We start from the raw sequence: 24,247 nt of genomic DNA, 5'->3' as shown, positions 1-24,247 counted from the left end.
GGCCGCTTCTCAGTGGCCTTTTTCTTGTTCCAGAGGTATCTTTACTGCCTCACAATAACCTTGGCACCCTGCTCTGCGCGCGCATGGAGATCAATGATATCCTGGTTCATCATGCGCACGCAGCCGGACGACATGGCCTTACCAATCGACCACCATTCCGGCGTGCCGTGGATACGATAGCCAGTGTCTCCGCCCTTGTTATAAAGATAGAGCGCGCGCGCGCCGAGTGGGTTTTTCAGGCCCGGCTCCATGCCATTGCGATATTTCGCCAGCTCCGGCTGACGCTTGATCATAGGAGCAGGCGGCGTCCAGGTCGGCCATTCACGCTTCATGGCAACGCGTGCTGTTCCTGACCAGCCAAAACCTTCGCGGCCAACACCGATGCCATAACGCATCGCCTTGCCATCGGGCATGACGTAATAGAGGAACTTCTCACGCGTCTCAACGATGATCGTTCCAGGCGCTTCATCAGTCTGATATTTTACGATCTGACGGCGATACTGCTGTGGAATCTTCTCACTTGGAATGGCTGGAATAGTATAGCCAGCATCACTGATCGAAGAATACGACGCGGTATAGAAAGTGCCGCCCACCGTAGAGCAACCCGCAAGAGCACCACCAAGAAGAAGTGCTGCGGTCAGCTTCAAAACGCGAGACTTCATGAATTTCCCCCAGATTGAGATTTTCCATCATCAGGAGCGAATCGCTCATTCACGTGCAAAGTTGCGTCAGTATTGTTAACCAGGCGTTAACCGTAAATTGAAAAATCCCGGTTTGGTCACTTTCTTGCCATTTTTGCCGCAGTTGTGTGGCATCAGCGTCTCAATAGAAGTCATTTTGCTGTTGTTTCAAGCAGCGGTCAGGCGCAAAATCTTGCCATGCCGATTGTGATTCCCAACAAATCCCACCCTCTTTCAGATGGGCGTCAGTCCGAAAACGCGCTTCTTGTGCGACGTGGTGTGCAACGTCTTTTTCTGGAAATGGGGTTGGCAACGCTGCCCGAACTGCCACTGGCGTCAGGAAGACGCGCTGATCTGATTGCGGTCAGCCGCAAAAGCGAGATCTGGATTATTGAGATTAAGTCCTCGATCGAAGACTGGAAAGCGGACCGCAAATGGCCTGAATATCGCGCCTATTGCGACCGGCTTTTCTTTGCGACGCATCCGTCGGTGCCACGCGAAATCTTCCCTGAAGATTGCGGCTTCATATTATCGGACGGTTATGGCGCTGAAATTCTTCGTGACGCGCCGGAGCATAAGCTTCCCGGCGCAACCCGCAAAGCGCTGATGTTGCGCTTTGCTCGAGCAGGGGCTGCACGGCTAACGATTGCAGAACTTGCCGGGCTCGACGTGCCCGAAACCGATATTGATTAAAAGTGCATCCCTGACAGGGGAGACAGTCTTCGGATCAGCTGCGGTTTTGATTAACGTGGCGCACGTTTAGCCAGAATCCGCTGCAAAGTACGACGATGCATATTGAGGCGGCGTGCGGTCTCGGAAACATTGCGCTCGCACATTTCGTAAACACGCTGAATATGCTCCCAACGCACACGATCAGCAGACATTGGGTTTTCCGGTGGCGCAACCTTTTCACCCGGACGACGGGTCAGAGCAGCAAACACCTCATCCGCGTCGGCAGGCTTGGAGAGATAATCAATCGCACCGAGTTTCACAGCATTCACCGCAGTCGCGATATTACCGTAACCGGTCAACACGATGGCGCGCGTATCCGTGCGACGTGAACGGATGGCCTCAATGACGTCAAGCCCGTTACCGTCTCCCAGTCGCATGTCCACGACCGCATAAGCGGGTGCAGCGGCCTTTGCAGCGGCGATGCCTTCTTCAACCGATTCTGCAGTCGTTACCTGAAAACCCCGGCCTTCCATGGCCCGGGCAAGACGCTGCAAAAAAGGCTTATCATCATCAACCAGAAGGAGGGTGGGATCGTTGCCAATGGCTTCGGTGTCTTCCTGCTTCAAGTCTTCCATGGGGTGCTTCCTGCCTGTATTTTTATTCCCTTATTGATATCCCTGCGTCAAAAAGTCAAATAGCCATTGAATTATTGAAGCAATCTCAGCAAAATTAAAATTGCGGCGACGCTTAAAGCATTGTGATTAAATGTGATTTCTGATCACAAGCACGAAAAATTGATAAAATCGAAACATGGCGCAAAATGCGCATACACTTCAAACCAAGATTAATTCCGCAATATATTCATCAGCTTACAGTGAAGGCAGAGCGTGGCCATATCACTCTTACTTCAGCACCCTGCCCCGGATTCTTGCGATTTTTAAAGCTAATCTGCGCGCCAGAGCGTTCCAGCAGAGTTTTTGCGATGAAAAGCCCCAATCCAAGACCACCGCCACCATTATGGGAACTGTCGCGGCTGGTCATATAAGGTTCACCGATTCGGTCGAGAATTTCCGGTTTAAACCCTTCACCGTCGTCCTGAATCGTGACGGTAACGTTCGTGTCGGTCCAACCCCACGTGACACTGACTTCATCGCGCGCAAAATCGACCGCATTTTCCACCAGATTGCCAAGCCCATAAAGCAGCCCCGGATTGCGGCGAACAACAGGCTCCGGTTTCGGACCTTCCTGTTTGGTCACTTGAAGCAGAATTCCAAAATCCCGATGCGGCTCAATCACTTCTTCGATCAGTGATGAGAAAGGCAGACGCGACATGTGTTCCTCGTTTTCCGAGGACAGACTGGTCAACCGTTGAAGAATTTCGCGACAGCGCGCAGCCTGTGATTGCAAAAGCGCAATATCTTCTGCAAGCGCGGGATCAATGTCAGGCTTCTTTGCATAACTGCGCTGCATTTCCTTGACCACCAAGGTGATGGTGGCAAGCGGCGTGCCTAGCTCGTGTGCAGCTGCGGCAGCAAGTCCATCAAGGGCCGTGAGATGTTGCTCGCGCTGCAAGATCAGTTCTGTTGCAGCCAAAGCATCGCCGAGCTGGCGCGTTTCTTCAGCAATACGATAAGCATAGACGCCGGTAAAACCCAGTGCCGCGATAATTGCGCACCAGATGCCCGCCACAAAAAGAAATGGCAGATCAAGAGTTTCGCCCGGATACCAGGGCAGCGGCTCGTAGCGCATAGTCAACACCGATGTGCTCAACACAACGAGAAGCGCGAGAACCAGCGTATGGCGCACCGAAAGCGATGTGGCGGATATGATGACCGGCGCAATCATCAGGATGACAAAGGGATTTTGCACTCCACCTGTCAGATAGAGCAGACCCGCCAGTTGCAGAATATCAAATGCCAGAACAATGCTGGCGGCAGTCGGACTGAGACGATGGTTGGTCGGAAAGCGAAACGCGAGATAGAGATTGAGCCACGCCGAGCATGCGATGAGCGCAAAACAGACACCGACTGCGAAGTTGAACTGCAGATAGAGCGCCACGAACATGACTGTCGCAGTCTGCCCTGCGATAGCCAGCCAGCGCAGACGCACCAATGTGGTCAGACGCGGTTTTCGCGAAAGATTTGAAGCCCGATTGTCGAATTCTGCGTGCATGATCACCCCTATCAGCCCCTTATGCGGCAAGGCGCATATTCACGCAAGCAGAACTGTGTCATCCAGTCGCAGGCTTTGGCGTGCATGACACGCAACGCCCTATTATGTGGGGAATTATCAAGTTTTCCCTCATGGGCAAAACCTGCCAATCAGCAATTGTGTCAATTTTGTGAAGGAATTATAACAGGACTGTCTGCAAAGTGATGGAGGGCGCCGCGTGATTATCTTCAGGGGGAAGATATCATCCGGGCTTGGAAAACATTCCGAGCTCATTATTCCTGGAAAACAACATCTGGATAATTCACCAAATGACTGGCCGGATCACTTTGCATCCGGCTCGCTGAATGTGCAGATCATGGAATATCCATCCATTCTGCAAAGCCGTCGCAAGCAGCTAAAGGCGCTGGATCGCGGCATTGTCCCACCAAGCATCACTATCCCGCAGCACGAAATTCTGAACAACAGTCTGCGCCGCAAGTTTTTCAAGCCACGCCGCGGCATTGGCCAGGCATGGCGGGCGACGCTTTATGCGCATTCCCGTTCCATGAATGTTTGGATTTTCCGGCGTATCGGATCGCATATGCACGACTGCATTGAGCTGATCTCGGACAAGCGCATCCGTGAAAATCTCAACATCCGCGATCAGGATGAGGTCCACGTCGTTCTGCATTCCTGATCGGCATCAGGTGCCGCGTGGTTTTGCCCTGCGCGTAGCTTCGGCATTGGCCGGATCTTCCGGCCAGACATGGCGCGGATAGCGGCCACGCATATCGGAGCGCACATCCGCCCATGAGCCCTGCCAGAAGCCCGGCAGATCACGCGTGATCTGAATCGGGCGATGGGCGGGGGAAAGCAATTCCAGCAAAAGCGGTACTTTGCCATTGGCAATGGCCGGATGAATGCCAAGGCCGAACAACTCCTGTACGCGCACGGCTAGAACCGGCTCCTCCGTGTCATAGCGGATCGGGATATTCGAGCCGGTCGGTACTTCAAAATGCGTGGGTGCCAGCTGATCGACGAGGCGTTGCAGATCGAACGGCACAAGGCTCATAAGGCCGTTTTTCAGCACATGCGCCGGGATACGATCTAGCTGCGCTTCGCCTGTGAGGAAAGGCAAAAGCCAATCATCAAGACGCTCAATAAGATTGTCATCATCCATAGACGGCCACGGATCGCCAAGACCGCGATAAAGCCAGCCCAGACGACGACGCAGAATTTCAGCCTCTTTGCCCCACGGCAGGATTTGCAGTCCATGCTCACGCACGGCAGCGATCACGCCTTCATCGGCGCTCACGCCAGAAGGAGCGGCAAGCGGCTTTTCCGACAGGGCAATGGCACCAATCCGAACGGCTTCACGCGCCCGCAAAGCGTTCTTTTCTGCGTCATAGATGACTTGTCGGCCACTCTCGATCCTGCTGCCAAGGGCATTACGGATTTCACTTTCCGAAACTTCCGCAGCAGAAAGCACGCGTGCACGGCCTGCTTTGCCCGACATATCCGCCACGACAAGCCACGATGCGCGACTGAGGCTGATGGCAGGATCGACTTCGCCGCCGCGTCCATTGGCCAGCAGAAATTGCCCCGTTGCCCCTCGCGCCTTGGCGATGCGGTCCGGGTAGGCATCGATCAGTATCCGGCCAACATTAGAATTTGGGCTTGAACCCGCAGCTTCGCCTTTGTTGGGCACATTTGCAGCCAGACGTTTCGCCAGTCCTTTGGCACGCAGGGCGCGATCAGAACGGTCATTGCGGAACCGCGACATGCGCGTGTCGAGGTCGGTTTCATTGCCGCCAAGCCCACGCTCGGTCAGAAGAACTGCAAGCTCTGCTGCTCGCAAAGCCTCGCCGCGTTTGCCCGCTTCCGCCACCATATGTGCAAGGCGTGCGGGGAGTGCCAACGAGCGCATAGCCTCACCGTCAGTTGTCAGGCGTCCAGCCTCATCAAGTGCACCAAGCCGGCTAAGCAATGCTTTGGCTTCTTTGAGCGCGGGTAGTGGCGGCTTATCAAGCAGCGACAAGGTTGCTGGATCGGTCACACCCCATGCAGCCGCATCGAGCACGAGGCCGGAAAGATCGGCTTCCAGAATTTCAGGCGGCGAGAACGCAGGGAGCGAAGCCGTTTGCCCCTGATGCCAGAGGCGGATGGCTATGCCCGGCTCGGTACGACCCGCACGACCAGCGCGTTGATCAGCACTCGCACGCGAAGTACGCACAGTTTCCAATCGTGTGAGGCCGGTTGCGGGTTCATATTTTGGCAGGCGAGCAAGGCCGCTATCGATCACCACCCGGACCCCATCGATGGTTATGGAAGTTTCGGCAATCGACGTGGCCAGCACGACCTTGCGATGACCTGCGGGAGCTGGCTTGATTGCCGCATCCTGATCACGGCCTTCCATCGCGCCATAAAGCGGGGCCAGAATGATATTGGCAGGCAGAAATTTTTCCAGAATGCCAGCCGTGCGTTCAATCTCACCCTGACCGGGAAGAAAGGCAAGAATGCTACCCGTTTCATCGGCCAGCGCCTCACGAATGGCTTTCACCATCGAATCTTCAATGCGTTCGTCAGGCTTACGGTCACGGTGGCGAATATCGACGGGGAAAGCGCGGCCTTCGCTCTCAATAATGGGCGCATCGCCCAAAAGTGAGGCCACACGCGCACCATCAAGTGTTGCCGACATGACAAGAATTTTGAGATCGTCGCGCAGAGCGGCCTGCACATCGAGCGCCAGCGCCAGACCGAAATCGGCATCGAGGCTACGCTCATGAAACTCATCGAACAGAACCGCCGCTATGCCTTTTAGGTCCGGATCATCGAGGATCATGCGTGCAAAAACGCCCTCGGTAACGACAAGGATTTTGGTCTTCGCCGAGACCTTGCTTTCAAGGCGCATACGATAGCCGACCGTATCGCCCGGCTCTTCGCCCAGCAACTGCGCCATACGGCGGGCCGCTGCACGCGCTGCAAGACGACGCGGTTCGAGCAGCACAATCATGCCGTTGCCGCGCCAGCTTGCATTCAGGAAATGCAACGGCACCAGCGTCGTTTTACCCGCGCCGGGAGGGGCAACCAGAACCGCGCTTGCATGGGCAGCTAAGGCGGCGTCGAGTTGCGGCAGAATGCGGGTAACGGGAAGATCGGGCAGACTCGTCAAATGAAATTCCGTATTATAAAGGCGTTGCTTTGGTGCTTATCCCACAAGGAACGATGATGATCCATATCCGAAAATCTAATCCGGCGGATGCCCCCGCCCTCACCGCCATCTGGCGCACAAGCGTGCTGGCAACGCATGACTTTCTAAGCCGCGAAGATTTCGCTGAAATCGAAAAGCTGGTCGGTGAGCAATATCTGCCGAATGTGGCAGTCGATGTCATTGAGGATGACGGCAAGCCGATCGGCTTCATGGGCATGACCGATAACAATATCGACAGCCTGTTCATTTCACCCGACCAGCGTGGCAGGGGTATTGGTAAGCATATGATTGCGCACGCGAAAAAGCGGGGCACTCTGACCGTCGATGTGAATGAGCAGAACACGCAAGGCGTGGGCTTTTATCGCCATGTGGGCTTTGTCGAGACAGGTCGCTCGGAAACGGATGATCAGGGGCGCCCTTATCCACTGCTGCACCTCAAGCTTGAGGCTTAAAATCCGAGCCATACCAATTGCTGAGAAAACCATTCTCGCAAAAGGCGTTTCCGGAGCAATTGACATACTCCCCTATAGTATATAGGCTTCATGAAAATCGGGAGATTCCATGCCGCATTCACCGGAAGACAAAAAGCGCGCTTTAACGCGTCTGCGCCGTATCAAAGGCCAGGCCGAAGGCTTGGAGCGCGCGGTGGAAGCAGGCACGGAATGTGCTGCCTTGTTGCAGCAGATTGCGGCTTTGCGTGGGGCGACCAATGGGTTGATGGCGGAAGTGCTGGAAAGCCATTTTCGCGAGACATTCGGCCAAAATCGCGGGCTGGCTCGTGAGGCGATAGCGCGCGATGCTGTGGCAGATCCCGATGCAGAGATCGACGAAATCATGCGGATTTTGCGCACCTATCTGAAATAGGGCGCATAAACGAACACTGAAATTGAAGGGAATATCGTCATGAAATCACGCGCAGCCGTTGCCTGGGAGGCAAAGAAGCCGCTCACCATCGAAACCGTTGAAATCGGCGGTCCACGCGCTGGCGAAGTGCTGGTCGAAATCATGGCGACCGGCGTTTGCCACACGGATGCCTACACGCTTTCCGGTCTTGATTCAGAAGGCAAGTTCCCAGCCATTCTCGGCCATGAAGGCGCTGGCATCGTGCGCGAAGTTGGCGCAGGTGTTACCTCGGTCAAGCCAGGCGATCATGTGATCCCGCTTTACACGCCGGAATGCCGCCAGTGCAAAACCTGCCTGTCGCAGCGTTCAAACCTCTGCACCTCGATCCGCTCAACGCAGGGTCAAGGCCTGATGCCTGACAAAACCTCGCGCTTTTCGTGCGATGGCGGCGAAGTGTTCCATTATATGGGCTGCTCGACCTTCTCGAACTTCACCGTTTTGCCAGAAATCGCTGTCGCGAAGGTCCGCGAAGACGCGCCTTTCGACAAGATCTGCTATATCGGCTGCGGCGTAACCACCGGCATTGGCGCAGTTATTTATACGGCTAAGGTTCGCCCGGGTTCCAATGTAGTTGTGTTTGGTCTGGGCGGCATTGGTCTTAATGTCATTCAGGGCGCACGCATGGTTGGTGCGGATAAGATCATCGGCGTCGACATCAATCCATCCAAGGTGGAAATGGCAAAGAAGTTCGGCATGACCGACTTCGTCAACCCGCGTGAAATTGGCAATGACAAGGTTGTGCAGGCCATTCAGGATCTGACTGATGGCGGCGCTGATTATTCGTTCGATGCCACCGGCAACACCGATGTCATGCGTCAGGCACTGGAATGCTGCCATCGCGGCTGGGGTGAATCGATCATCATCGGCGTCGCGGAAGCAGGCAAGGAAATCGCCACACGTCCATTCCAGCTCGTCACCGGACGCGTCTGGAAAGGCACTGCATTTGGCGGCGCCCGCGGTCGTACCGATGTGCCGAAGATCGTTGACTGGTACATGGAAGGCAAGATCGACATCGACAGCCTCATCACCCACACCATGCCGCTTGATGAAATCAACACGGCTTTCGATCTGATGCATGAAGGCAAGTCGATCCGTTCGGTGATTGTCTACTGATGAGTGAAAAGCTTTTCACCTCCCAATGGGACCCAATCGATAACCTGACCCCGCGCGCGCTTTATGCGATGCTGAAGCTGCGCGTGGACGTTTTTGTGGTGGAGCAGAATTGCCCTTACCCCGAAATCGACGGCAAGGATTATGACGCATTTCACCTACGCATTCTCGATGGTGAAGAACTCGCAGCAAGTTTGCGGGTTCTGCCACCGGAACAGGATGGTAAGCCGGTGAAGATCGGCCGCGTTGTTGTGGCAGCCGATTATCGTGGTTACAAGCTTGGTCAGCGTCTCATGAAAGAGGCTGTCGCCTTTGCTCAGACACGTTTTCCAGGCATTTCCATTGAGCTTGGCGGACAGAGCCATTTGCAGAAATTCTATGGATCGTTCGGCTTCGTCGCGATTTCGGAAGAATATCTCGAAGATGGTATTCCGCATGTCGATATGCGGCTGGCACCACAGGAAAGTGCGGCCTGATGTTTCTGCTGCGCCGCCATATGTCCTTTTATCTGGCAGCCATTGGTGGCGCTGCAACCTTCATTATCGCATGGCTTCTTAAAAGCCCGCTTGCCCCGGTCATCGGGGCAAACTGCTTCTTTGTGCTCTATCTCGTTCTGGCGCTTGCGGCTTTACCCAAGCTCACCGCGCCCTATCTCAGAAAACATGCGGCAACGGCGGATGAGCCGATCTGGATCATCTTTCTGGTGACATTTGCCACCGTTGTTGTGGCTGTGGTGTCGCTGTTCATCCTGATAAACCAACAACCCAAGGCCGATCTGTTTTCGCTGGTCATGACGCTGGCGGCTGTGCCGCTCGGCTGGTGTACGATCCACATGATGACGGCGATCCATTACGCGCACATGTATTGGCAACCACGCAAACCCGCAGGCGACGATTCAGCCCATGCCAGCAGATATAGAGGCGGCTTCAATTTTCCAGAAACGCCACAGCCCTCCGGCTGGGATTTCGCCTATTACGCCTTCATCATCGGCATGACGGCACAGACGTCCGATACCAATGTCACGACCACCGCGATGCGAAAAGTGACGCTTCTGCACAGCGTCGTGTCATTCTTTTTCAATACGGTCCTTGTTGCGGCGACAGTGAATGTCGTGGTCGCACTCGGAAGCGGATAAAAATCAGGAACTCTCATGGAAACGATTTCGACTGCAAAATGCTTTGGTGGAACGCAGGGCGTCTATCGCCATAAGAGCGAGACCAACCAGTGCGATATGACCTTTGCCGTTTTCCTGCCACCACAGGTAAAAGATGGCCCTGTGCCGGTACTCTGGTATCTTTCCGGCCTCACCTGCACCCATCAGAACGTGATGGACAAAGGCGAATACCGGCAAATGGCCGCAGAATTAGGAATTGCCGTTATTTGCCCCGATACGAGCCCGCGCGGTGATGACGTGCCGGATGAGCCGGATAACTGGCAGTTCGGCAAAGGTGCTGGCTTCTATGTCGATGCGACGCAGGAACCATTCGCCAAAAACTATCAGATGTATAGCTACATCACCAAGGAACTGACTGATCTGGTTGCTGCAGAATTTCCGCTCGACATGGCGCGTCAGGCGATCACCGGCCATTCAATGGGCGGTCATGGCGCACTGACCATTGCGCTCAAAAACCCTGACCGCTTCAAATCGGCATCGGCTTTTGCACCGATTGTCCAGCCTTCAACGGCTGGCTGGTCGAAGCCTGCGCTGGAAAAATATCTGGGCGCTGAAGAACGCGCATGGCGTGCCTATGATGCGACGCTGCTGATTGAAGATGGCTATCGTTTCCCGGAATTTCTGGTCGATCAGGGCACAGCCGATGGCTTTCTGGATGAAGGTCTGCGTCCATGGCTTCTGGAAGAGGCATGCAAGAAGGCTGGCATTCCGCTTACGCTCAATATGCGTGAAGGCTATGATCATTCCTATTTCTTCATCTCGACGTTTATGGATGACCATCTCAAGTGGCATGCAGAGCGGCTGAAGTGAGGCGCTGATTAGCGCTTGACCACCTTCATCGGCAGGCCGCCCTGTGGCTGGGTAGTCAGCTTCTGTACCGGCCACGGCTTTGTCGTTTCAAGTACGTCGAAGCGGTGTTCGCGTAGCAATATAGCAAGGGCAATGACCGCTTCCTGAAGCGCAAAACTTGCACCGATGCAGACGCGCGGACCTGCGCCGAACGGCAGATACTGGAAACGGTCGATCTGGTCACGATTTTCAGGCCAGAAGCGTGACGGCCTGAAAGCGTCCGGCTCCTGCCAGTAAAGCCTGTGACGGTGGATCACCCACGGCATCACCAGAACGGCAGTCCCCTTGGCAATTTTCAGATCGCCATAGGTATCATCGACTGCTGCCTCGCGATTGATTGAAGGCGCTGGCGGATAAAGCCGCATCGCTTCCTCGAAAGCTGCACGTGTGAAAGGCAGTTTCGCCAACCATTCCTGCGGCGGCAGATCATCGCCACCATCCGCGAAGAAAGCATCGATTTCGGTTTCCACCCGATCACGTTCCTGCGGCGCTTTGGCGAGCAGATAGAGCGTCCAGCCGAGCGCGCGGGCAGTCGTCTCGTGGCCTGCGCCAATGAAGGTGATGATGTTATCTTCGATCTCTGAGCGCGTCAGTCCGTCCGGCCCTTCAGCGCGCAGAAGCAGCGTGAGGAAGTCGTTTGGAACATCCTCACCCTTGTCCATGCGCGCTTTGCGCATAGCAATCGTACCTGAAACAAGCTCGCGGAAAAAGCCAAGCGATTGCTGGCCACGTAAACGCGTGAAGCGGGGCAGCCAGTCCGGCAGGCCCAGCAGATCAAAGGGGTCGACGCGCCCCATGGTTTCAAACAGCTTGTCGATCTGTCGGGCGAAATCATTGGGGTCGCCAGCAATTTCACCGGAAAACAGCGTTTCGGCCAGAATATCGTAGGTAAGAAGCGTCATGTCATGGGCGACATCGGTGATGATGCCGCTCGTCGTGTATCGCTCCGCGAAATGACGTGAGCGCTCCCGCATGGTCTCAGCGAAACCGCCAATATGGCGCGGGGTAAAGACCGGCGCCATGGCTTTGCGCGAACGCTTCCAGACTTGTCCCTCAGCAGTCAGAAGACCATCGCGCAGAATGGGGCGCAGCACGCGCTGGCGAATGGCGGACATAGGGTAATTTGCGGCATTATCGACCAGCACGTGGCGGATCAGACCCGGATCATTGGCTATGACAGTTTTCATGCCGAACCAGCTGACGGAAATCCACGGCTCGTTATAGGAAGGCTCGCCCCACAATTCGAGCGGATTCTTATAAACCACCCGCATCATCTCGAACCGCCCAACCGGCTTTTCACGCGGGCGTGGGGCGGGCGGAACGAAGGGATTTGCGGTTTCGGTCATCTTGGCTGCAACTTCCATCAAGCGTTCCTTTTTTATAAAAATCAGGGTTTATAAAATCAGGTCAAGAACGCCCCCGTTTTGAGAATATAAGCGTCAATTGTGGCGGTTCCAGAGAACCCACGCCAGCCCAATTCTGTATAGGTTGCCAAATGAGCAGAATCCCCGGCAAATTTGGCCCCAAAATTTGGAAAAATTGCCTTTAACGCCTATATTAAAGCCATGTTTGTCGTGTGATTCGACATGGTTTTTGATGCTGCAATCGCAGCAGGCTTTAGGGCCGCGTTCGCGGCGCATTTTCGAAAGATTTTCATGAGCGAGACTCCAGAGATGAATTCCGAAGCCCCCGCCGAATATGGCGCGGATTCCATTCGTGTGCTGAAAGGTCTGGACGCAGTTCGCAAGCGCCCTGGCATGTATATCGGTGACACGGATGACGGCTCCGGCCTGCATCACATGGTCTACGAAGTCGTGGACAATGCAATCGATGAGGCGCTTGCAGGCCACGCTACGCTTGTAACCGTGACGCTTAACGCCGACGGCTCCTGCACCGTGACCGATAACGGTCGTGGCATCCCGACCGATATCCATAAGGAAGAAGGCGTTTCGGCTGCCGAAGTCATCATGACTCAGCTTCATGCCGGCGGTAAGTTCGACCAGAATTCTTATAAGGTTTCCGGTGGTCTGCATGGCGTGGGCGTTTCGGTTGTGAACGCGCTGTCGATCTGGCTCAAGCTGAAAATCCGCCGCGCTGGCAAAATCCACGAAATGGCCTTCACCCATGGCGTGGCCGATGCTCCGCTTATCGTGACAGGCGATGCAGGCAGCGACACCGGCACCGAAGTCAGCTTCCTGCCGTCGCCCGATACGTTCACCATGATCGAGTTCGATTACGATACGCTGGAACGACGTCTGCGCGAACTGGCGTTTCTGAATTCAGGCGTCCGTATCAAGCTTGCTGATCGTCGTCATGCCGATATTCGCGAACAGGAACTCCACTATGACGGTGGCGTCATCGAGTTCGTAAAATATATCGACAAGGGTAAGAAGGCGCTTCTGGAAACACCGATCTATATCAAGAGCGAAAAAGACGGCATGACCGTTGAAGTCGCCATGTGGTGGAATGATTCCTACCATGAAAAGGTGCTTTGCTTCACCAATAACATTCCGCAGCGCGATGGCGGCACCCATCTGGCCGGTTTTCGTGGTGCGCTGACCCGTCAGGTGACGGGCTATGCGGACGCTTCCGGCATGACCAAGAAGGAAAAGGTGCAGCTCACCGGCGATGATTGCCGCGAAGGCCTGACCGCTGTGCTTTCCGTCAAGGTTCCGGACCCTAAATTCTCGTCGCAGACCAAGGACAAGCTCGTTTCCTCGGAAGTGCGCCCGGTCGTGGAAAGCCTCGTCAACGAAGCGCTTTCGACATGGCTGGAAGAGCATCCGGCAGGTGGCAAGACCATCGTCGAAAAGGTCATTCAGGCAGCCGCCGCTCGTGAGGCAGCCCGCAAGGCCCGTGATATCACCCGCAAGAGCAATCTGAGTGTGACGTCCCTGCCCGGCAAACTCGCCGATTGTCAGGAACGCGATCCTGCGAAATCAGAAATCTTCATCGTCGAGGGTGACTCTGCAGGTGGCTCCGCCAAGAGCGGTCGTTCACGCCAGAACCAGGCTATTCTGCCGCTGCGCGGTAAGATCCTCAACGTGGAACGCGTCCGCTTTGACCGCATGATTTCTTCCGATCAGGTCGGCACGCTGATCACTGCCCTCGGCACTTCGATCGGCAAAGACGAATCTCACGGTTTCAATCCTGACAAGCTGCGCTACCATAAGATCATCATCATGACAGATGCTGACGTCGACGGTGCACATATTCGTACGCTGCTGTTGACCTTCTTCTTCCGTCAGATGCCGGAACTGATCGAGCGTGGCCATATCTATATCGCGCAGCCGCCGCTCTATAAGGTGTCTCGCGGCAAGTCCTCGCAATATATCAAGAATGAAGCGGCCTTTGAGGACTTCCTCATTGAGACCGGCCTTGAAGAAGCAACTCTTGAAATGGCGAGCGGTGAAGTGCGCGCCGGACCGGATCTTCGTTCCGTCGTCGACGATGCGCGCACGCTGCGTCAGCTTCTTTCGGGCCTTCATACACGCTATGATCGTCGCGTGGTTGAGCAGGCGGCGATTGCAGGCCTTCTCAATCCGAATGCAACCGCCAATGACGCTACTTCGCAGGCTTCTGCGGATATCGTTGCCAAACGTCTCGACATGATCTCGGAAGAAACCGAACGTGGCTGGACCTCCCATGTGACGGAAGACGGTGGCTATCGCTTCGAACGCATGGTGCGTGGCGTCAAGGACGTCGCCATTCTCGATATGGCACTGCTCGGTTCTGCTGATGCACGCCAGATCGACCGTGTGGCCGGACGCTTGTCGGAAGTCTTTGCAGAGCCGCCTTTGCTTCGCCGCAAGGACAAGGTTGAAACACTGTCCGGTCCGATGGCACTGCTTGATGCGATCTTCGCAACAGGCCGCAAGGGTCTGACGCTGCAGCGTTACAAAGGACTGGGCGAAATGAACGCCGAACAGCTTTGGGAAACCACGCTTGATCCAAATGTGCGTTCGCTGTTGCAGGTGAAGATCAATGACGCGACCGACGCAGATTCGCTATTCTCACGCCTGATGGGTGATGAAGTTGAACCGCGCCGCGAATTCATTCAGGAAAACGCGCTGAGCGTCGCCAATCTCGACGTCTGATAAACCAGCCCCGGAAAGACATGAAAACTTTCGGGGGACTTCCAGTTTTACAGCAGTTCCAGTTAAGACTGAATCGTTGGAACCGCTGTAACTATTTGTTTTTACGCATTGTCCAATGCAAAACCGGTTTCCACTTTTGCTGGAAATGCTTCAAGACAAGAAAAAGCCCGCCAATTGGCGGGCTTTTCTATGACCGGAAATTACTCTCCGCGTGGCTTTTTGGAATAGCCATCGTTAGATTTTTTGCCGTCCTTCTTGAAACCGTCTTTCTTGAAGTCGCCCTTAGGCTTCGACCAGCCGCCTTTTGCCCCATCACGATTATTGTCGCGCGGACCATCACGGAAATCGCTCTTGAACTTGTCGCCGCGTGGCTTGAAGTTGCCTTTGCCTTCACGCGGTGCTGCATCGCCACCAGCGCCTGCAACGGCGGTGCGGATCACGAGACCCTTTTCGCCAGTACCGCGTTCTTCAACCGAACGACGGAATTCGTCGGCCTTGGCTGCGGTAATTTCAAAGCGGGTTTCATTATCGAAAATCTTGATCGAACCAACATCGCGCTTGGAAACGTCGCCTGCCTTGCAGATCAATGGCAGCAGCCACTTCGGATCGGCGCGGTGTTTGCGACCGGCGGAAACCGAGAACCATACGCCATCGAAACGTGCATTGCGGTCGAAACGTTCGCCCGGTTCGCCACGATCAAAACGCTCGCCACGTTCTGGACGATCACCACGCTCTGAACGTTCGCGAGGCTTCTTGCTGGCAATCGGATGAACCGGTGCATCAGAAATATCTTCAGCTGCAGGCAATGCCGCGAGTTCGCGATTGAGGAACGCGCTTGCTATCTGTTCCGGCGTATAACGCTCGGTCAGTGCCTTCAACAGGTCCTGATGCTCTTCATCAACCGGCTGGCTGAAAGCTTCGCCATTGAGAATGCGTTCGTTGTTCTTGGCCTGAACGGCTGCAATACCTGGTGCCGGAACAGTCTGCGCATCAAGCTTTGCCATATGCAGAAGACGCTCTGCAATGCGGCGACGCGAGAACGGAACCACCAGAACACAGGTGCCCTTGCGGCCCGCACGGCCAGTACGGCCAGAACGGTGAAGCATGGTTTCAGCATTGTTTGGCAGATCGGCATGGATAACCAGATCAAGGTTTGGCAGATCGATACCACGTGCAGCAACGTCGGTTGCCACGCAAACGCGGGCACGACCATCGCGCATTGCCTGAAGCGCATTATTGCGCTCGGCCTGGCTCAGTTCACCCGACAGCGCCACAACCGCAAACCCGCGATTGGAAAGGCGGCTCGCCATGTGCTTTACCGCTTCGCGGGTCGAGCAGAAGATGATTGAGTTCTGTGAATCGTAATAAAGCAGCGTATTGATGATCGCATGGTCACGCTCTTGCGGCGGAACCGGCATGGCGAAATAATCAATATCGGCGTGCTGACCGGCTTCACCAGCAGCAGAAATGCGCAGCGCATCTTTCTGGAAGCGCTTGGCAAGCTGCGCAATCGGCTTTGGTACGGTTGCCGAGAACATCAGTGTGCGACGGTCTGCCGGTGCTTCACCAAGAATAAATTCGAGGTCTTCGCGGAAGCCCATATCGAGCATTTCGTCGGCTTCATCGAGCACGACGACGCGAAGCTGCGACATATCAAGGGCATTGCGCGTAATATGATCGCGCAGACGGCCAGGTGTGCCGACAACGATATGCGATCCACGTTCAAGCACACGGCGCTCGGAACGAATATCCATACCACCAACGCAGGATGCAATGGTGGCACCCGTATCGGCATACAGCCATTCCAGCTCGCGACGAACCTGCAATGCCAGTTCACGTGTCGGCGCAATAATCATGGCAAATGGTGCTTCTGGGCGGCCAAAACGCAGCTCATCACCAAGGATGGTCGATGCCATGGCAAGGCCAAAAGCAACCGTCTTGCCGGAGCCTGTCTGCGCGGAAACGAGCAGATCGGCATCCAGTGTTTCAGGAGCCAGAACGGCATTCTGAACAGCGGTGAGTGTATTGTAACCACGAGCGGCTAATGCTCCGGAAAGTGCCGGAGCGATTGTTTCAGGTAGGGACATGAATGACTTTCAAAAAAGCTTCACAAGCCGCAAACCCATTGGTCACAAACCCACTGGCGACTACCGAAGCAACAGAATTGCCGCCTACCTATAGCGTCAAACCGCTCAGGTCAACCGGTTGAGACCCTAATGGGCCTCATCCCAGTTATGCGCTGCACGCGCATCGACATGCAAAGGCACCGAAAGTGACACTGCTGGCATGGCTGCATTTTCCATAATATCGCGCACCAGCGAAATCGTCTTTTCCACTTCATTTTCAGGCACTTCGAAGATCAACTCGTCGTGCACCTGCAACAGCATACGGGCCGCAAGCTTTTCATTGGCCAGTGCAGTTTCCATGCGGATCATGGCACGACGGATAATATCTGCAGCAGCTCCCTGAATAGGGGCATTGATGGCCGCCCGTTCATTGAATGCCCGCACCTGTGGATTGGATGCTTTGATGTCGGGATAATGCGCGCGACGGCCAAAGATGGTTTCGACATAGCCATGCTCGCGGGCAAAGGCCTTGGTCGCTTCCATGTAATCCTTGATACCGGGGAACCGCTCGAAATAAGTGCGGATATATTGCCCTGCTTCTTCACGCGGGATTGAAAGCTGATTGGCAAGGCCAAAAGCCGAAATGCCATAGATGATACCGAAGTTGATTGCTTTGGCGCGGCGACGCACTTCGGAAGGCATGCCTTCAACCGGCACACCGAACATTTCCGATGCCGTCATGGCATGAATGTCGATGCCGTCCGCAAATGCCTTCTTGAGCTGCGGAATATCGGCGACATGCGCCAGAACACGCAGTTCAATCTGACTGTAATCGGCAGAAACCAGCTTGTTGCCCGGCTCAGCAATAAAAGCTGTTCGGATCTTGCGGCCTTCAGCAGTACGCACTGGAATGTTCTGCAAGTTCGGATCAGATGAGGACAGACGGCCTGTCGAGGTGGACGCCATCGCATAAGATGTGTGCACGCGCTTGGTCTGCGGGTGGATATAGCCCGGCAAAGCATCGGTATAGGTGGATTTGAGCTTGGTCAGCTGACGCCAGTCGACAATCTTGCGCGGCAGTGGCAGGCCTTCGGCGGCGAGATCTTCAAGCACCTGCGCAGAAGTGGACCATTGGCCGGTCTTGGTCTTGGAAGCGCCGGGAAGTCCCATTTTTCCGAACAAGATATCGCCAAGCTGCTTGGGCGAACCGATATTGAATTTCTCTCCGGCCAGTTCGTAGATTTCTTCTTCATAACGCGCGGCAGACTGGGCAAGATCACCCGACAGACGCGAGAGAACCTGACGATCGACGGAAATGCCGCGTTCTTCCATGCGGGCGAGCACATCAACCAATGGGCGTTCAAGACGCTCATAAACTGACATGAGGCCCTCTGCGGCCAAACGCGGCTTCAACACTTGCCACAAGCGCAGCGTTACATCGGCATCTTCTGCGGCATAGGCTGTCGCGCGATCAATATCGACCATATCGAAGGTTACAGCGCTTTTACCGGTGCCCGCCACATCCTTATAGGCGATTGGTGTATGGCCCAGCCAGCGCTCGGAAAGCGGGTCCATGCCATGGCTCCCGGTGCCTGCATCCAGCACATATGAAATCAGCATCGTATCATCAAAAGACACGGTGTTGATGCCGTGGCGGCGCATGACCAGCCAGTCATACTTCATGTTCTGCGCGATCTTGAGAACGGATTTGTCCTCTAGAACGCGCTTCAAAGCAGCCAACGCTTTATCCAGCGGTATCTGCCCTTCGACCATGCCGCCACCGAGCAGATCGCCTGCGCCGGATTTGTGCTGGAGCGGGATATAGGCAGCTTTGCCCGGAGCGAGAGCCAGCGAGAAGCCGATCAGTTCAGCCTGCATCGGATCAAGCGAATTGGTTTCGGTATCAAACGCGACAAGGCCCGTCTCTATGGCTTCGGCCAACCACTTGTTCAGCGTTTCGATGTCGCGAATGCATGTATAAGCGCTCGTATCGATCTTTTGAGCCAAAGCATCGGATGCACGCTTTTCTGCAAGTGCCTTCGGCGTATAGCCATCTGCGGGCTGCACTGCTTCTACAGAAGAACTTTCGGGCGTAGTCGTATCGTCCGACTTCACTGGTACATCAACATCAGGACCATGGGCATCCGCGCCCCATTCTGTCTCGATATGACAGGGCTCAACGGCCGATGCATCCGTCTCGGTTGCTTCCGCCACACGACGCGTAAGCGACGTAAATTCCATGGCTTTCAGGAACCCTATGAGTTTCGGGCCATTTTGCGGCTCAAGCACAAGACCTTCGAGATCAACATCCAGCGGCACGTCGGTCTTGAGCGTTACCAGTTCACGAGCGATCTTGGTCTGGTCAGCATAAGCGATGATGTTTTCGCGGCGCTTGTTCTGCTTGATCTCAGAAGCGCGCGCGAGCAGCGTATCAAGATCGCCAAATTCTTCCAGCAATTGCGCCGCCGTCTTTGGCCCGATGCCGGGAATACCCGGAACATTATCGGTGCTGTCGCCAGTCAGCGATTGCAGATCGATCATCTTTTCCGGCGGTACGCCCCATTTTTCGATCACTTCCGGGATCGAAATCTGCTTGTCTTTCATGCCGTCATACATCGACACCTGCGGTGTGACGAGCTGCATGAGGTCCTTGTCGGACGAAACGATGGTAACATCGCCACCTGCAGCTTCAGCCAGACGGGCATAAGTCGCGATCAGATCGTCGGCCTCAAATCCCTCTTTCTCGATGCAAGGCAGATTGAACGCGCGCGTTGCCTGACGGATAAGGCCGAATTGCGGAATGAGGTCTTCCGGCGGCGCGGTGCGGTTCGCCTTATATTCGGGATAAATCTCTTTGCGGAAAGTCTGCGACGAATAATCGAAAATGACCGCGAAATGCGTTGGCACGACGCCCACATCGGTATTTCGCGCATCCTTCAGCAGCTTCCACAGCATGTTGCAGAAGCCGGACACGGCCCCTACCGGCAAGCCATCAGTCTTGCGGGTCAGCGGTGGCAGGGCATGATAGGCGCGGAAAATATAACCCGAGCCGTCAACGAGAAAGAGATGATCGCCTTTTTTCATGTCATAGAATTAGAGGAAACCACGCACAAAGAAAACCGGCCTTGTGTCAGGAGAAACATGTGTCCACCGTTGGATCACGCGTGGATCACACAAGCGCGCATTTCAGTGACAGAAGCTACTCCAGATCTTCCTGTATGAACTCGCCGGAGACATGAATATCGATCATCTCCAGAAGACCCGGACCGACATTGACGTATTTGTGTGGAATATTGGCTGCACCAAATACGATGCTGCCTTCTTCGGCTTCGAATTGCTCTTCGCCAACCGTGAATAAGGCCCGGCCTTTGCGCACAATAAAGATCTCGTCATAGGGGTGACGATGCAATCTGGGGCCACGCCCAGCCTCTTCGGTTGCATAGAACATGACGGACGCACCCGTTCCGAACACATTTCCTTCAAACTCGCCGTGCCACTTGCCTGGCGTCTTTTCCCAGTCCTTCTTACCCAGCATTGTCATCTTATCCATAAGCGCCTCTTCTCTCACGCATTTTCACGCTATCACCGATAACGGATTCCACCCGCCAAGGTAACGTTTATGTTACGAATTTGTAATCTTAAATGCCCTTGAATAGCCACAGTTGGAGGGCCAGATTACACCCATCGACAGTACGTCGGTCGCCGGTTTTCTGACCCGTCCCCCGTTGGATACCGGTTGTTCGCGACAGCCTCATTCCCCTCTCCGGGCTGTCGCTTTTGAGTGTAGTGATATGGCCGTTGTGGTAACCCCCTCACCGCAACGGCCAATTCATTTTCTGGTCCCAGTTTTGCGTTCATATTGGGTTTCTTCTTCGAGTTGGTGGTTGTAGTGTGCCATCAGTTTTACGACTCGTCAGGAAGCATCCATGTCCGCGCAATCACTCGATAAAGTCCTCAATTATCTCGACACAAATCTCGATAAGAGCATCGACCACCTGTTCGATCTTTTGCGGATCAAGTCGATTTCGACCGATCCGGCTTACAAAGCCGATTGCCGCAAGGCTGCCGAATGGCTGGTCGAAGACCTGAAGTCGATTGGCTTTAATGCAAGTGTGCGCGACACACCGGGGCATCCAATGGTCGTCGCCCATCACGATGGCGCTACAACTGATGCACCGCATGTGCTGTTTTATGGCCATTATGACGTGCAGCCGGTTGATCCGCTCAATCTTTGGGAAAACGATCCGTTTGATCCTGCAATCAAAGACGTCGGCAATGGCCGCAAAATTCTGACTGGTCGCGGAACATCCGACGACAAGGGCCAGCTCATGACCTTTGTGGAAGCCTGTCGCGCTTACAAAGCCATTAACGGCAATCTGCCCGTGAAGGTGACATTGCTGTTTGAAGGCGAGGAAGAATCCGGCTCACCATCGCTGAAGCCGTTCCTCGATGCAAACAAGGAAGAGCTGAAGGCCGATGTAGCACTTGTTTGCGACACCGCCATGTGGGATGCCGAAACGCCCGCGATCAGCGTTGGTCTGCGCGGACTTGTCGGCGAACAAATTGTCATCAAAGCTGCGGATCGCGATCTGCATTCGGGTTTCTTCGGTGGTGCCGCTGCCAACCCGATTCATATTCTCAGCAAAATCCTTGCAGATCTTCATGACGAAACCGGCCGTGTTACGGTTCCGGGTTTCTATGAAGGCGTGGAAGAAACGCCGTCGCAGATTTTGCAGTCCTGGGAAAGCCTTGGCCGAACGGCTGAAAACTTCCTCGGCCCGATTGGTCTTTCAATCCCATCGGGTGAAAAAGGCCGCAGCGTTCTGGAACTGACCTGGGCGCGCCCAACGGCTGAAGTCAACGGCATTATCGGCGGCTATACCGGCGAAGGTTTCAAAACCGTGATTGCTGCGGAAGCATCCGCCAAGGTTTCGTTCCGTCTCGTCCACAAGCAGGATCCAGTCAAAATCCGCGCAGCTTTCCGCGCTTTCGTCGAAGAGCGTCTGCCAGCCGATTGCTCGGTCGAGTTTCATCCTCATGGCGGATCACCGGCGATCCAGCTGCCATATGATTCCCCGCTCGTTTCCAAAGCCAAGGATGCGCTTTCAGACGAATGGCCGAAGCCAGCCGTATTGATCGCCATGGGCGGATCGATTCCGATTGTCGGCGACTTCGACAAATTCCTCGGTATGGAATCTTTGCTCGTCGGTTTCGGTCTTGAAGATGACCGCATTCATTCGCCCAACGAAAAATATGAGCTGAACTCCTTCCATAAGGGTCAGCGCTCTTGGGCGCGTATTATGGCCGCTATCGCGGCCAACTAAGGAAAACTATATGACGATCCGTTTTCACAAACACGATTTGCCCGATCTGGATAATTATCAGGTTGATGCAGTCGCTATCGACACCGAAACGCTCGGCCTGAACCCACATCGCGACAGGCTTTGCGTCGTTCAGATCTCGCCCGGCGACGGCACGGCAGATGTGATCCAGATCGAAGCCGGACAGAAAAAGGCCCCCAATCTGGTCAAGCTGTTGAAAGATCGTTCGATCACCAAGATCTTTCATTATGGACGGTTCGACCTTGCAGTGCTGGCACATGCTTTTGGCACCATGCCGCAGCCGGTCTTCTGCACGAAGATCGCATCGAAGCTCACCCGCACCTATACGGATCGTCATGGTTTGAAGGAAATCTGCAACGAGCTTCTCGATGTTTCGATTTCCAAACAGCAGCAATCATCTGATTGGGCGGCAGAAGTGCTTTCGCAGGCCCAACTCGATTATGCCGCCTCAGACGTGCTTTATCTGCATCGCCTGAAAGCAGTATTCGAGAAACGCCTGGAGCGTGATGGCCGCGCGAAACAGGCTGAAGCCTGCTTCAAATTCCTGCCAACCCGCTCGGAACTTGATCTGATGGGTTGGCCGGAGACGGATATTTTCGCTCACTCATAAAGCATCAGACGGCGGCATGAGAGATAGCTCTCTCATGCCGTTTTCTTTAACGCGCATCCTGCCCGAAAACCGTTTCACACTTTTCGGGATGCGCTTGAGCCGCCGTTTTCTTTTGCGGAGCGCGATCAATATAAGCCCATGCCGGACGACGGAACAGGAACTGTCCAAAACCAGTCCATTGAATAAGCCCGTAGAGAACGACCGGACCGATAACACCGCTTGCGGTCGTCAGCAGTGAAACCGTTCCGACATCCAGAAAGCCAACTTTCAAAAGAATTGTCCGGGCAATCGCCATCGGTAGGAAGAATGCCAGATAGACGACGATTGAATGCGCGCCGAGCCAGCTTAGCCCGCGATGCAGCCAGTTTTTATCCGAAAGCAAACTCAGCAGCGATGATATCGAAATAATCGCCAATGCTCCAATCAGCCCAAGCAAAAGCGACATGATCGGAAGATCGCTCACTGCCCCTCGCCCGTTCAAAAGATCACCAGCAGGAGCGATGAGAGAGGCGAGGCTTTCTGGTATTGGCGTGAAGACCAGCTTATATTCGATCAGCCCCCAGATAAGCAGCCCAACTATTCCCGCAACCGGACGCTGACGCAGCCAATCCGCGATGCGGAAAATCAGGGGCGCGAAGGCATAGCCTGCGAAAAAATAAACAAAACGCGAGCAGAACTCGTCAATCATCGTCCAGCCGGTATGGATGGGCAGAATTTCCAGAATAGCCAACAAGGCAAAGGTCAGACCGACAGGCACACGCTTCAACAAGCGTGTCGCAATGAAAAAGACCGGCAGAATGTAAATGAACCAGAGCGTTCCGAAAGGCTCAATGAAGGCCATGAGGTAGGCTTCGACAACACCGGCAATACCTGCCTCACTTCCAATTGCTGGTGCTTTGAATGCAAACTGGATCGTCAGCCATAAGATATAGAAATACAAAAAGTGTACGACCTTACGATCGAGATAGCGCCGCCATGGCCTGTCAATGACGAGGCTGAGAAACAGGCCGGAGATCAGGAAGAAGTCGGGCATGCGGAAAGGCTTGGCGAAGGCCACGACATGATGCATCCAGCCTTCAGAGCCTGCCGCCTTTTCCACGCCCAGCGTGGAATGCATCATGACGACGAAGATAATGCAAATACCCTTGGCAATATCGACCCAGTCGACCCGCTGTACAGCCCCGGTTGCCCCACCCATTTCATTTTCTCCGCGCCCGATATCCGCACCCTATATCTCAATATCGATTGCAAAGACATCCTCGCAGAATGCAACCGTGGATTTTAAGCATTTGGTAACCAATAACATCAGCTATTCGAGCTAATCACGATTCTGTGCGCAACTTCTGCGGCAATTACGCGACTGTGACCTTCTTGCTACAGAC

General features: G+C 54.6%; 20 protein-coding genes. 11 read left to right on the top strand and 9 right to left on the bottom strand.

Features of this window, described 5'->3' with window-relative positions; translation table 11 throughout:
• Nucleotides 1–41 precede the first annotated feature (41 nt).
• The gene (locus C9380_RS01645) at nt 42–662 is read right to left on the bottom strand and encodes a L,D-transpeptidase (RefSeq protein ID WP_024898181.1); all 621 of its coding nucleotides are present in this window, start codon (nt 660–662) and stop codon (nt 42–44) included.
• Between the two features lie 216 nt (nt 663–878).
• Here C9380_RS01645 and C9380_RS01640 point away from each other — a divergent pair, with 216 nt between their 5' ends.
• The gene (locus C9380_RS01640) at nt 879–1,373 is read left to right on the top strand and encodes an MmcB family DNA repair protein (RefSeq protein WP_024898182.1); all 495 of its coding nucleotides are present in this window, start codon (nt 879–881) and stop codon (nt 1,371–1,373) included.
• A 50-nt stretch (nt 1,374–1,423) separates the two neighbouring features.
• On the opposite strand, the gene regA is transcribed toward C9380_RS01640, so the two are convergent.
• Together regA and C9380_RS01630 are read right to left on the bottom strand one after the other, a co-directional pair.
• Nucleotides 1,424–1,987 carry a global response regulator transcription factor RegA gene (gene regA, locus C9380_RS01635; RefSeq protein WP_024898183.1) on the bottom strand — a complete coding sequence of 188 codons (564 nt, stop codon included), beginning with the start codon at nt 1,985–1,987 and terminating at the stop codon, nt 1,424–1,426.
• A gap of 229 nt (nt 1,988–2,216) precedes the next feature.
• A complete protein-coding gene (locus tag C9380_RS01630) occupies nt 2,217–3,524 on the bottom strand; it encodes an ActS/PrrB/RegB family redox-sensitive histidine kinase (RefSeq protein WP_024898184.1) in 1,308 nt (435 codons plus the stop codon).
• Nucleotides 3,525–3,741: 217 nt separating this feature from the next.
• Between C9380_RS01630 and C9380_RS01625 the strand changes: the two genes are divergently transcribed.
• Entirely contained in the window at nt 3,742–4,200 is a 459-nt protein-coding gene (locus tag C9380_RS01625; protein ID WP_024898185.1) for a DUF120 domain-containing protein, read from the top strand.
• Nucleotides 4,201–4,206: 6 nt separating this feature from the next.
• On the opposite strand, the gene hrpB is transcribed toward C9380_RS01625, so the two are convergent.
• A complete protein-coding gene (gene hrpB / locus C9380_RS01620; protein WP_128092863.1) occupies nt 4,207–6,675 on the bottom strand; it encodes an ATP-dependent helicase HrpB in 2,469 nt (822 codons plus the stop codon).
• Between the two features lie 32 nt (nt 6,676–6,707).
• Between hrpB and C9380_RS01615 the strand changes: the two genes are divergently transcribed.
• From C9380_RS01615 to fghA, 6 genes are all read left to right on the top strand, one after another.
• Nucleotides 6,708–7,166, top strand: coding sequence for an acetyltransferase (locus tag C9380_RS01615; protein WP_374844438.1), 459 nt, complete (start codon nt 6,708–6,710; stop codon nt 7,164–7,166).
• A 109-nt stretch (nt 7,167–7,275) separates the two neighbouring features.
• Nucleotides 7,276–7,578 (top strand): metal/formaldehyde-sensitive transcriptional repressor, encoded by a 303-nt coding sequence (locus C9380_RS01610; RefSeq protein WP_100560008.1) that lies wholly within the window; start codon nt 7,276–7,278, stop codon nt 7,576–7,578.
• A 39-nt stretch (nt 7,579–7,617) separates the two neighbouring features.
• Nucleotides 7,618–8,730 carry an S-(hydroxymethyl)glutathione dehydrogenase/class III alcohol dehydrogenase gene (locus C9380_RS01605; protein ID WP_007873207.1) on the top strand — a complete coding sequence of 371 codons (1,113 nt, stop codon included), beginning with the start codon at nt 7,618–7,620 and terminating at the stop codon, nt 8,728–8,730.
• Nucleotides 8,730–9,203: a GNAT family N-acetyltransferase gene (locus C9380_RS01600; RefSeq protein WP_128092862.1), complete on the top strand. Its 474-nt coding sequence runs from the start codon at nt 8,730–8,732 to the stop codon at nt 9,201–9,203. Before C9380_RS01605 ends, C9380_RS01600 begins: the two co-directional genes overlap by 1 nt.
• Nucleotides 9,203–9,862: a DUF1345 domain-containing protein gene (locus C9380_RS01595; RefSeq protein WP_128092861.1), complete on the top strand. Its 660-nt coding sequence runs from the start codon at nt 9,203–9,205 to the stop codon at nt 9,860–9,862. The genes C9380_RS01600 and C9380_RS01595 overlap by 1 nt, the downstream gene beginning before the upstream one ends.
• A gap of 15 nt (nt 9,863–9,877) precedes the next feature.
• Nucleotides 9,878–10,711 carry an S-formylglutathione hydrolase gene (fghA, locus tag C9380_RS01590; RefSeq protein WP_128092860.1) on the top strand — a complete coding sequence of 278 codons (834 nt, stop codon included), beginning with the start codon at nt 9,878–9,880 and terminating at the stop codon, nt 10,709–10,711.
• An 8-nt stretch (nt 10,712–10,719) separates the two neighbouring features.
• Here fghA and C9380_RS01585 read toward each other — a convergent pair whose 3' ends face one another.
• Nucleotides 10,720–12,114 carry a cytochrome P450 gene (locus C9380_RS01585; RefSeq protein ID WP_128092859.1) on the bottom strand — a complete coding sequence of 465 codons (1,395 nt, stop codon included), beginning with the start codon at nt 12,112–12,114 and terminating at the stop codon, nt 10,720–10,722.
• 291 nt (nt 12,115–12,405) lie between these two features.
• Between C9380_RS01585 and gyrB the strand changes: the two genes are divergently transcribed.
• Entirely contained in the window at nt 12,406–14,847 is a 2,442-nt protein-coding gene (gene gyrB, locus C9380_RS01580) for a DNA topoisomerase (ATP-hydrolyzing) subunit B (RefSeq protein WP_036567533.1), read from the top strand.
• Nucleotides 14,848–15,047: 200 nt separating this feature from the next.
• Here gyrB and C9380_RS01575 read toward each other — a convergent pair whose 3' ends face one another.
• From C9380_RS01575 to C9380_RS01565, 3 genes are all read right to left on the bottom strand, one after another.
• On the bottom strand, nt 15,048–16,934 hold the full coding sequence (locus C9380_RS01575) for a DEAD/DEAH box helicase (protein ID WP_024898193.1): 1,887 nt from the start codon (nt 16,932–16,934) through the stop codon (nt 15,048–15,050).
• A gap of 126 nt (nt 16,935–17,060) precedes the next feature.
• Nucleotides 17,061–19,997 carry a DNA polymerase I gene (polA, locus tag C9380_RS01570; RefSeq protein ID WP_128092858.1) on the bottom strand — a complete coding sequence of 979 codons (2,937 nt, stop codon included), beginning with the start codon at nt 19,995–19,997 and terminating at the stop codon, nt 17,061–17,063.
• A 115-nt stretch (nt 19,998–20,112) separates the two neighbouring features.
• Nucleotides 20,113–20,463 carry a cupin domain-containing protein gene (locus C9380_RS01565; RefSeq protein WP_024898195.1) on the bottom strand — a complete coding sequence of 117 codons (351 nt, stop codon included), beginning with the start codon at nt 20,461–20,463 and terminating at the stop codon, nt 20,113–20,115.
• A gap of 376 nt (nt 20,464–20,839) precedes the next feature.
• On the opposite strand from C9380_RS01565, the gene C9380_RS01555 reads away from it, so the two are divergent.
• Together C9380_RS01555 and C9380_RS01550 are read left to right on the top strand one after the other, a co-directional pair.
• Complete coding sequence (locus C9380_RS01555) at nt 20,840–22,237, top strand: dipeptidase (protein WP_024898196.1); 1,398 nt, start codon at nt 20,840–20,842, stop codon at nt 22,235–22,237.
• 10 nt (nt 22,238–22,247) lie between these two features.
• Nucleotides 22,248–22,865: a ribonuclease D gene (locus C9380_RS01550; RefSeq protein WP_100560019.1), complete on the top strand. Its 618-nt coding sequence runs from the start codon at nt 22,248–22,250 to the stop codon at nt 22,863–22,865.
• A 46-nt stretch (nt 22,866–22,911) separates the two neighbouring features.
• Here the strand turns inward: C9380_RS01550 and C9380_RS01545 are convergent, their stop codons facing one another.
• Entirely contained in the window at nt 22,912–24,063 is a 1,152-nt protein-coding gene (locus C9380_RS01545; RefSeq protein ID WP_128092857.1) for an acyltransferase family protein, read from the bottom strand.
• Nucleotides 24,064–24,247 lie beyond the last annotated feature (184 nt).

Source organism: Brucella pituitosa (assembly GCF_003049685.1).
Classification (GTDB): domain Bacteria; phylum Pseudomonadota; class Alphaproteobacteria; order Rhizobiales; family Rhizobiaceae; genus Brucella; species Brucella pituitosa.
This window is presented reverse-complemented; position numbering and strand designations above follow the sequence as displayed.

What these genes read in the sequence shown, in the direction of transcription:
- C9380_RS01645 (WP_024898181.1), bottom strand. Translation starts at nt 662, where the DNA reads ATGAAGTCTCGCGTTTTGAAGCTGACCGCAGCACTTCTTCTTGGTGGT.
- C9380_RS01640 (WP_024898182.1), top strand. Translation starts at nt 879, where the DNA reads ATGCCGATTGTGATTCCCAACAAATCCCACCCTCTTTCAGATGGGCGT.
- regA (WP_024898183.1), bottom strand. Translation starts at nt 1,987, where the DNA reads ATGGAAGACTTGAAGCAGGAAGACACCGAAGCCATTGGCAACGATCCC.
- C9380_RS01630 (WP_024898184.1), bottom strand. Translation starts at nt 3,524, where the DNA reads ATGCACGCAGAATTCGACAATCGGGCTTCAAATCTTTCGCGAAAACCG.
- C9380_RS01610 (WP_100560008.1), top strand. Translation starts at nt 7,276, where the DNA reads ATGCCGCATTCACCGGAAGACAAAAAGCGCGCTTTAACGCGTCTGCGC.
- C9380_RS01605 (WP_007873207.1), top strand. Translation starts at nt 7,618, where the DNA reads ATGAAATCACGCGCAGCCGTTGCCTGGGAGGCAAAGAAGCCGCTCACC.
- C9380_RS01600 (WP_128092862.1), top strand. Translation starts at nt 8,730, where the DNA reads ATGAGTGAAAAGCTTTTCACCTCCCAATGGGACCCAATCGATAACCTG.
- C9380_RS01595 (WP_128092861.1), top strand. Translation starts at nt 9,203, where the DNA reads ATGTTTCTGCTGCGCCGCCATATGTCCTTTTATCTGGCAGCCATTGGT.
- fghA (WP_128092860.1), top strand. Translation starts at nt 9,878, where the DNA reads ATGGAAACGATTTCGACTGCAAAATGCTTTGGTGGAACGCAGGGCGTC.
- C9380_RS01585 (WP_128092859.1), bottom strand. Translation starts at nt 12,114, where the DNA reads ATGGAAGTTGCAGCCAAGATGACCGAAACCGCAAATCCCTTCGTTCCG.
- gyrB (WP_036567533.1), top strand. Translation starts at nt 12,406, where the DNA reads ATGAGCGAGACTCCAGAGATGAATTCCGAAGCCCCCGCCGAATATGGC.
- C9380_RS01575 (WP_024898193.1), bottom strand. Translation starts at nt 16,934, where the DNA reads ATGTCCCTACCTGAAACAATCGCTCCGGCACTTTCCGGAGCATTAGCC.
- polA (WP_128092858.1), bottom strand. Translation starts at nt 19,997, where the DNA reads ATGAAAAAAGGCGATCATCTCTTTCTCGTTGACGGCTCGGGTTATATT.
- C9380_RS01565 (WP_024898195.1), bottom strand. Translation starts at nt 20,463, where the DNA reads ATGGATAAGATGACAATGCTGGGTAAGAAGGACTGGGAAAAGACGCCA.
- C9380_RS01555 (WP_024898196.1), top strand. Translation starts at nt 20,840, where the DNA reads ATGTCCGCGCAATCACTCGATAAAGTCCTCAATTATCTCGACACAAAT.
- C9380_RS01550 (WP_100560019.1), top strand. Translation starts at nt 22,248, where the DNA reads ATGACGATCCGTTTTCACAAACACGATTTGCCCGATCTGGATAATTAT.
- C9380_RS01545 (WP_128092857.1), bottom strand. Translation starts at nt 24,063, where the DNA reads ATGGGTGGGGCAACCGGGGCTGTACAGCGGGTCGACTGGGTCGATATT.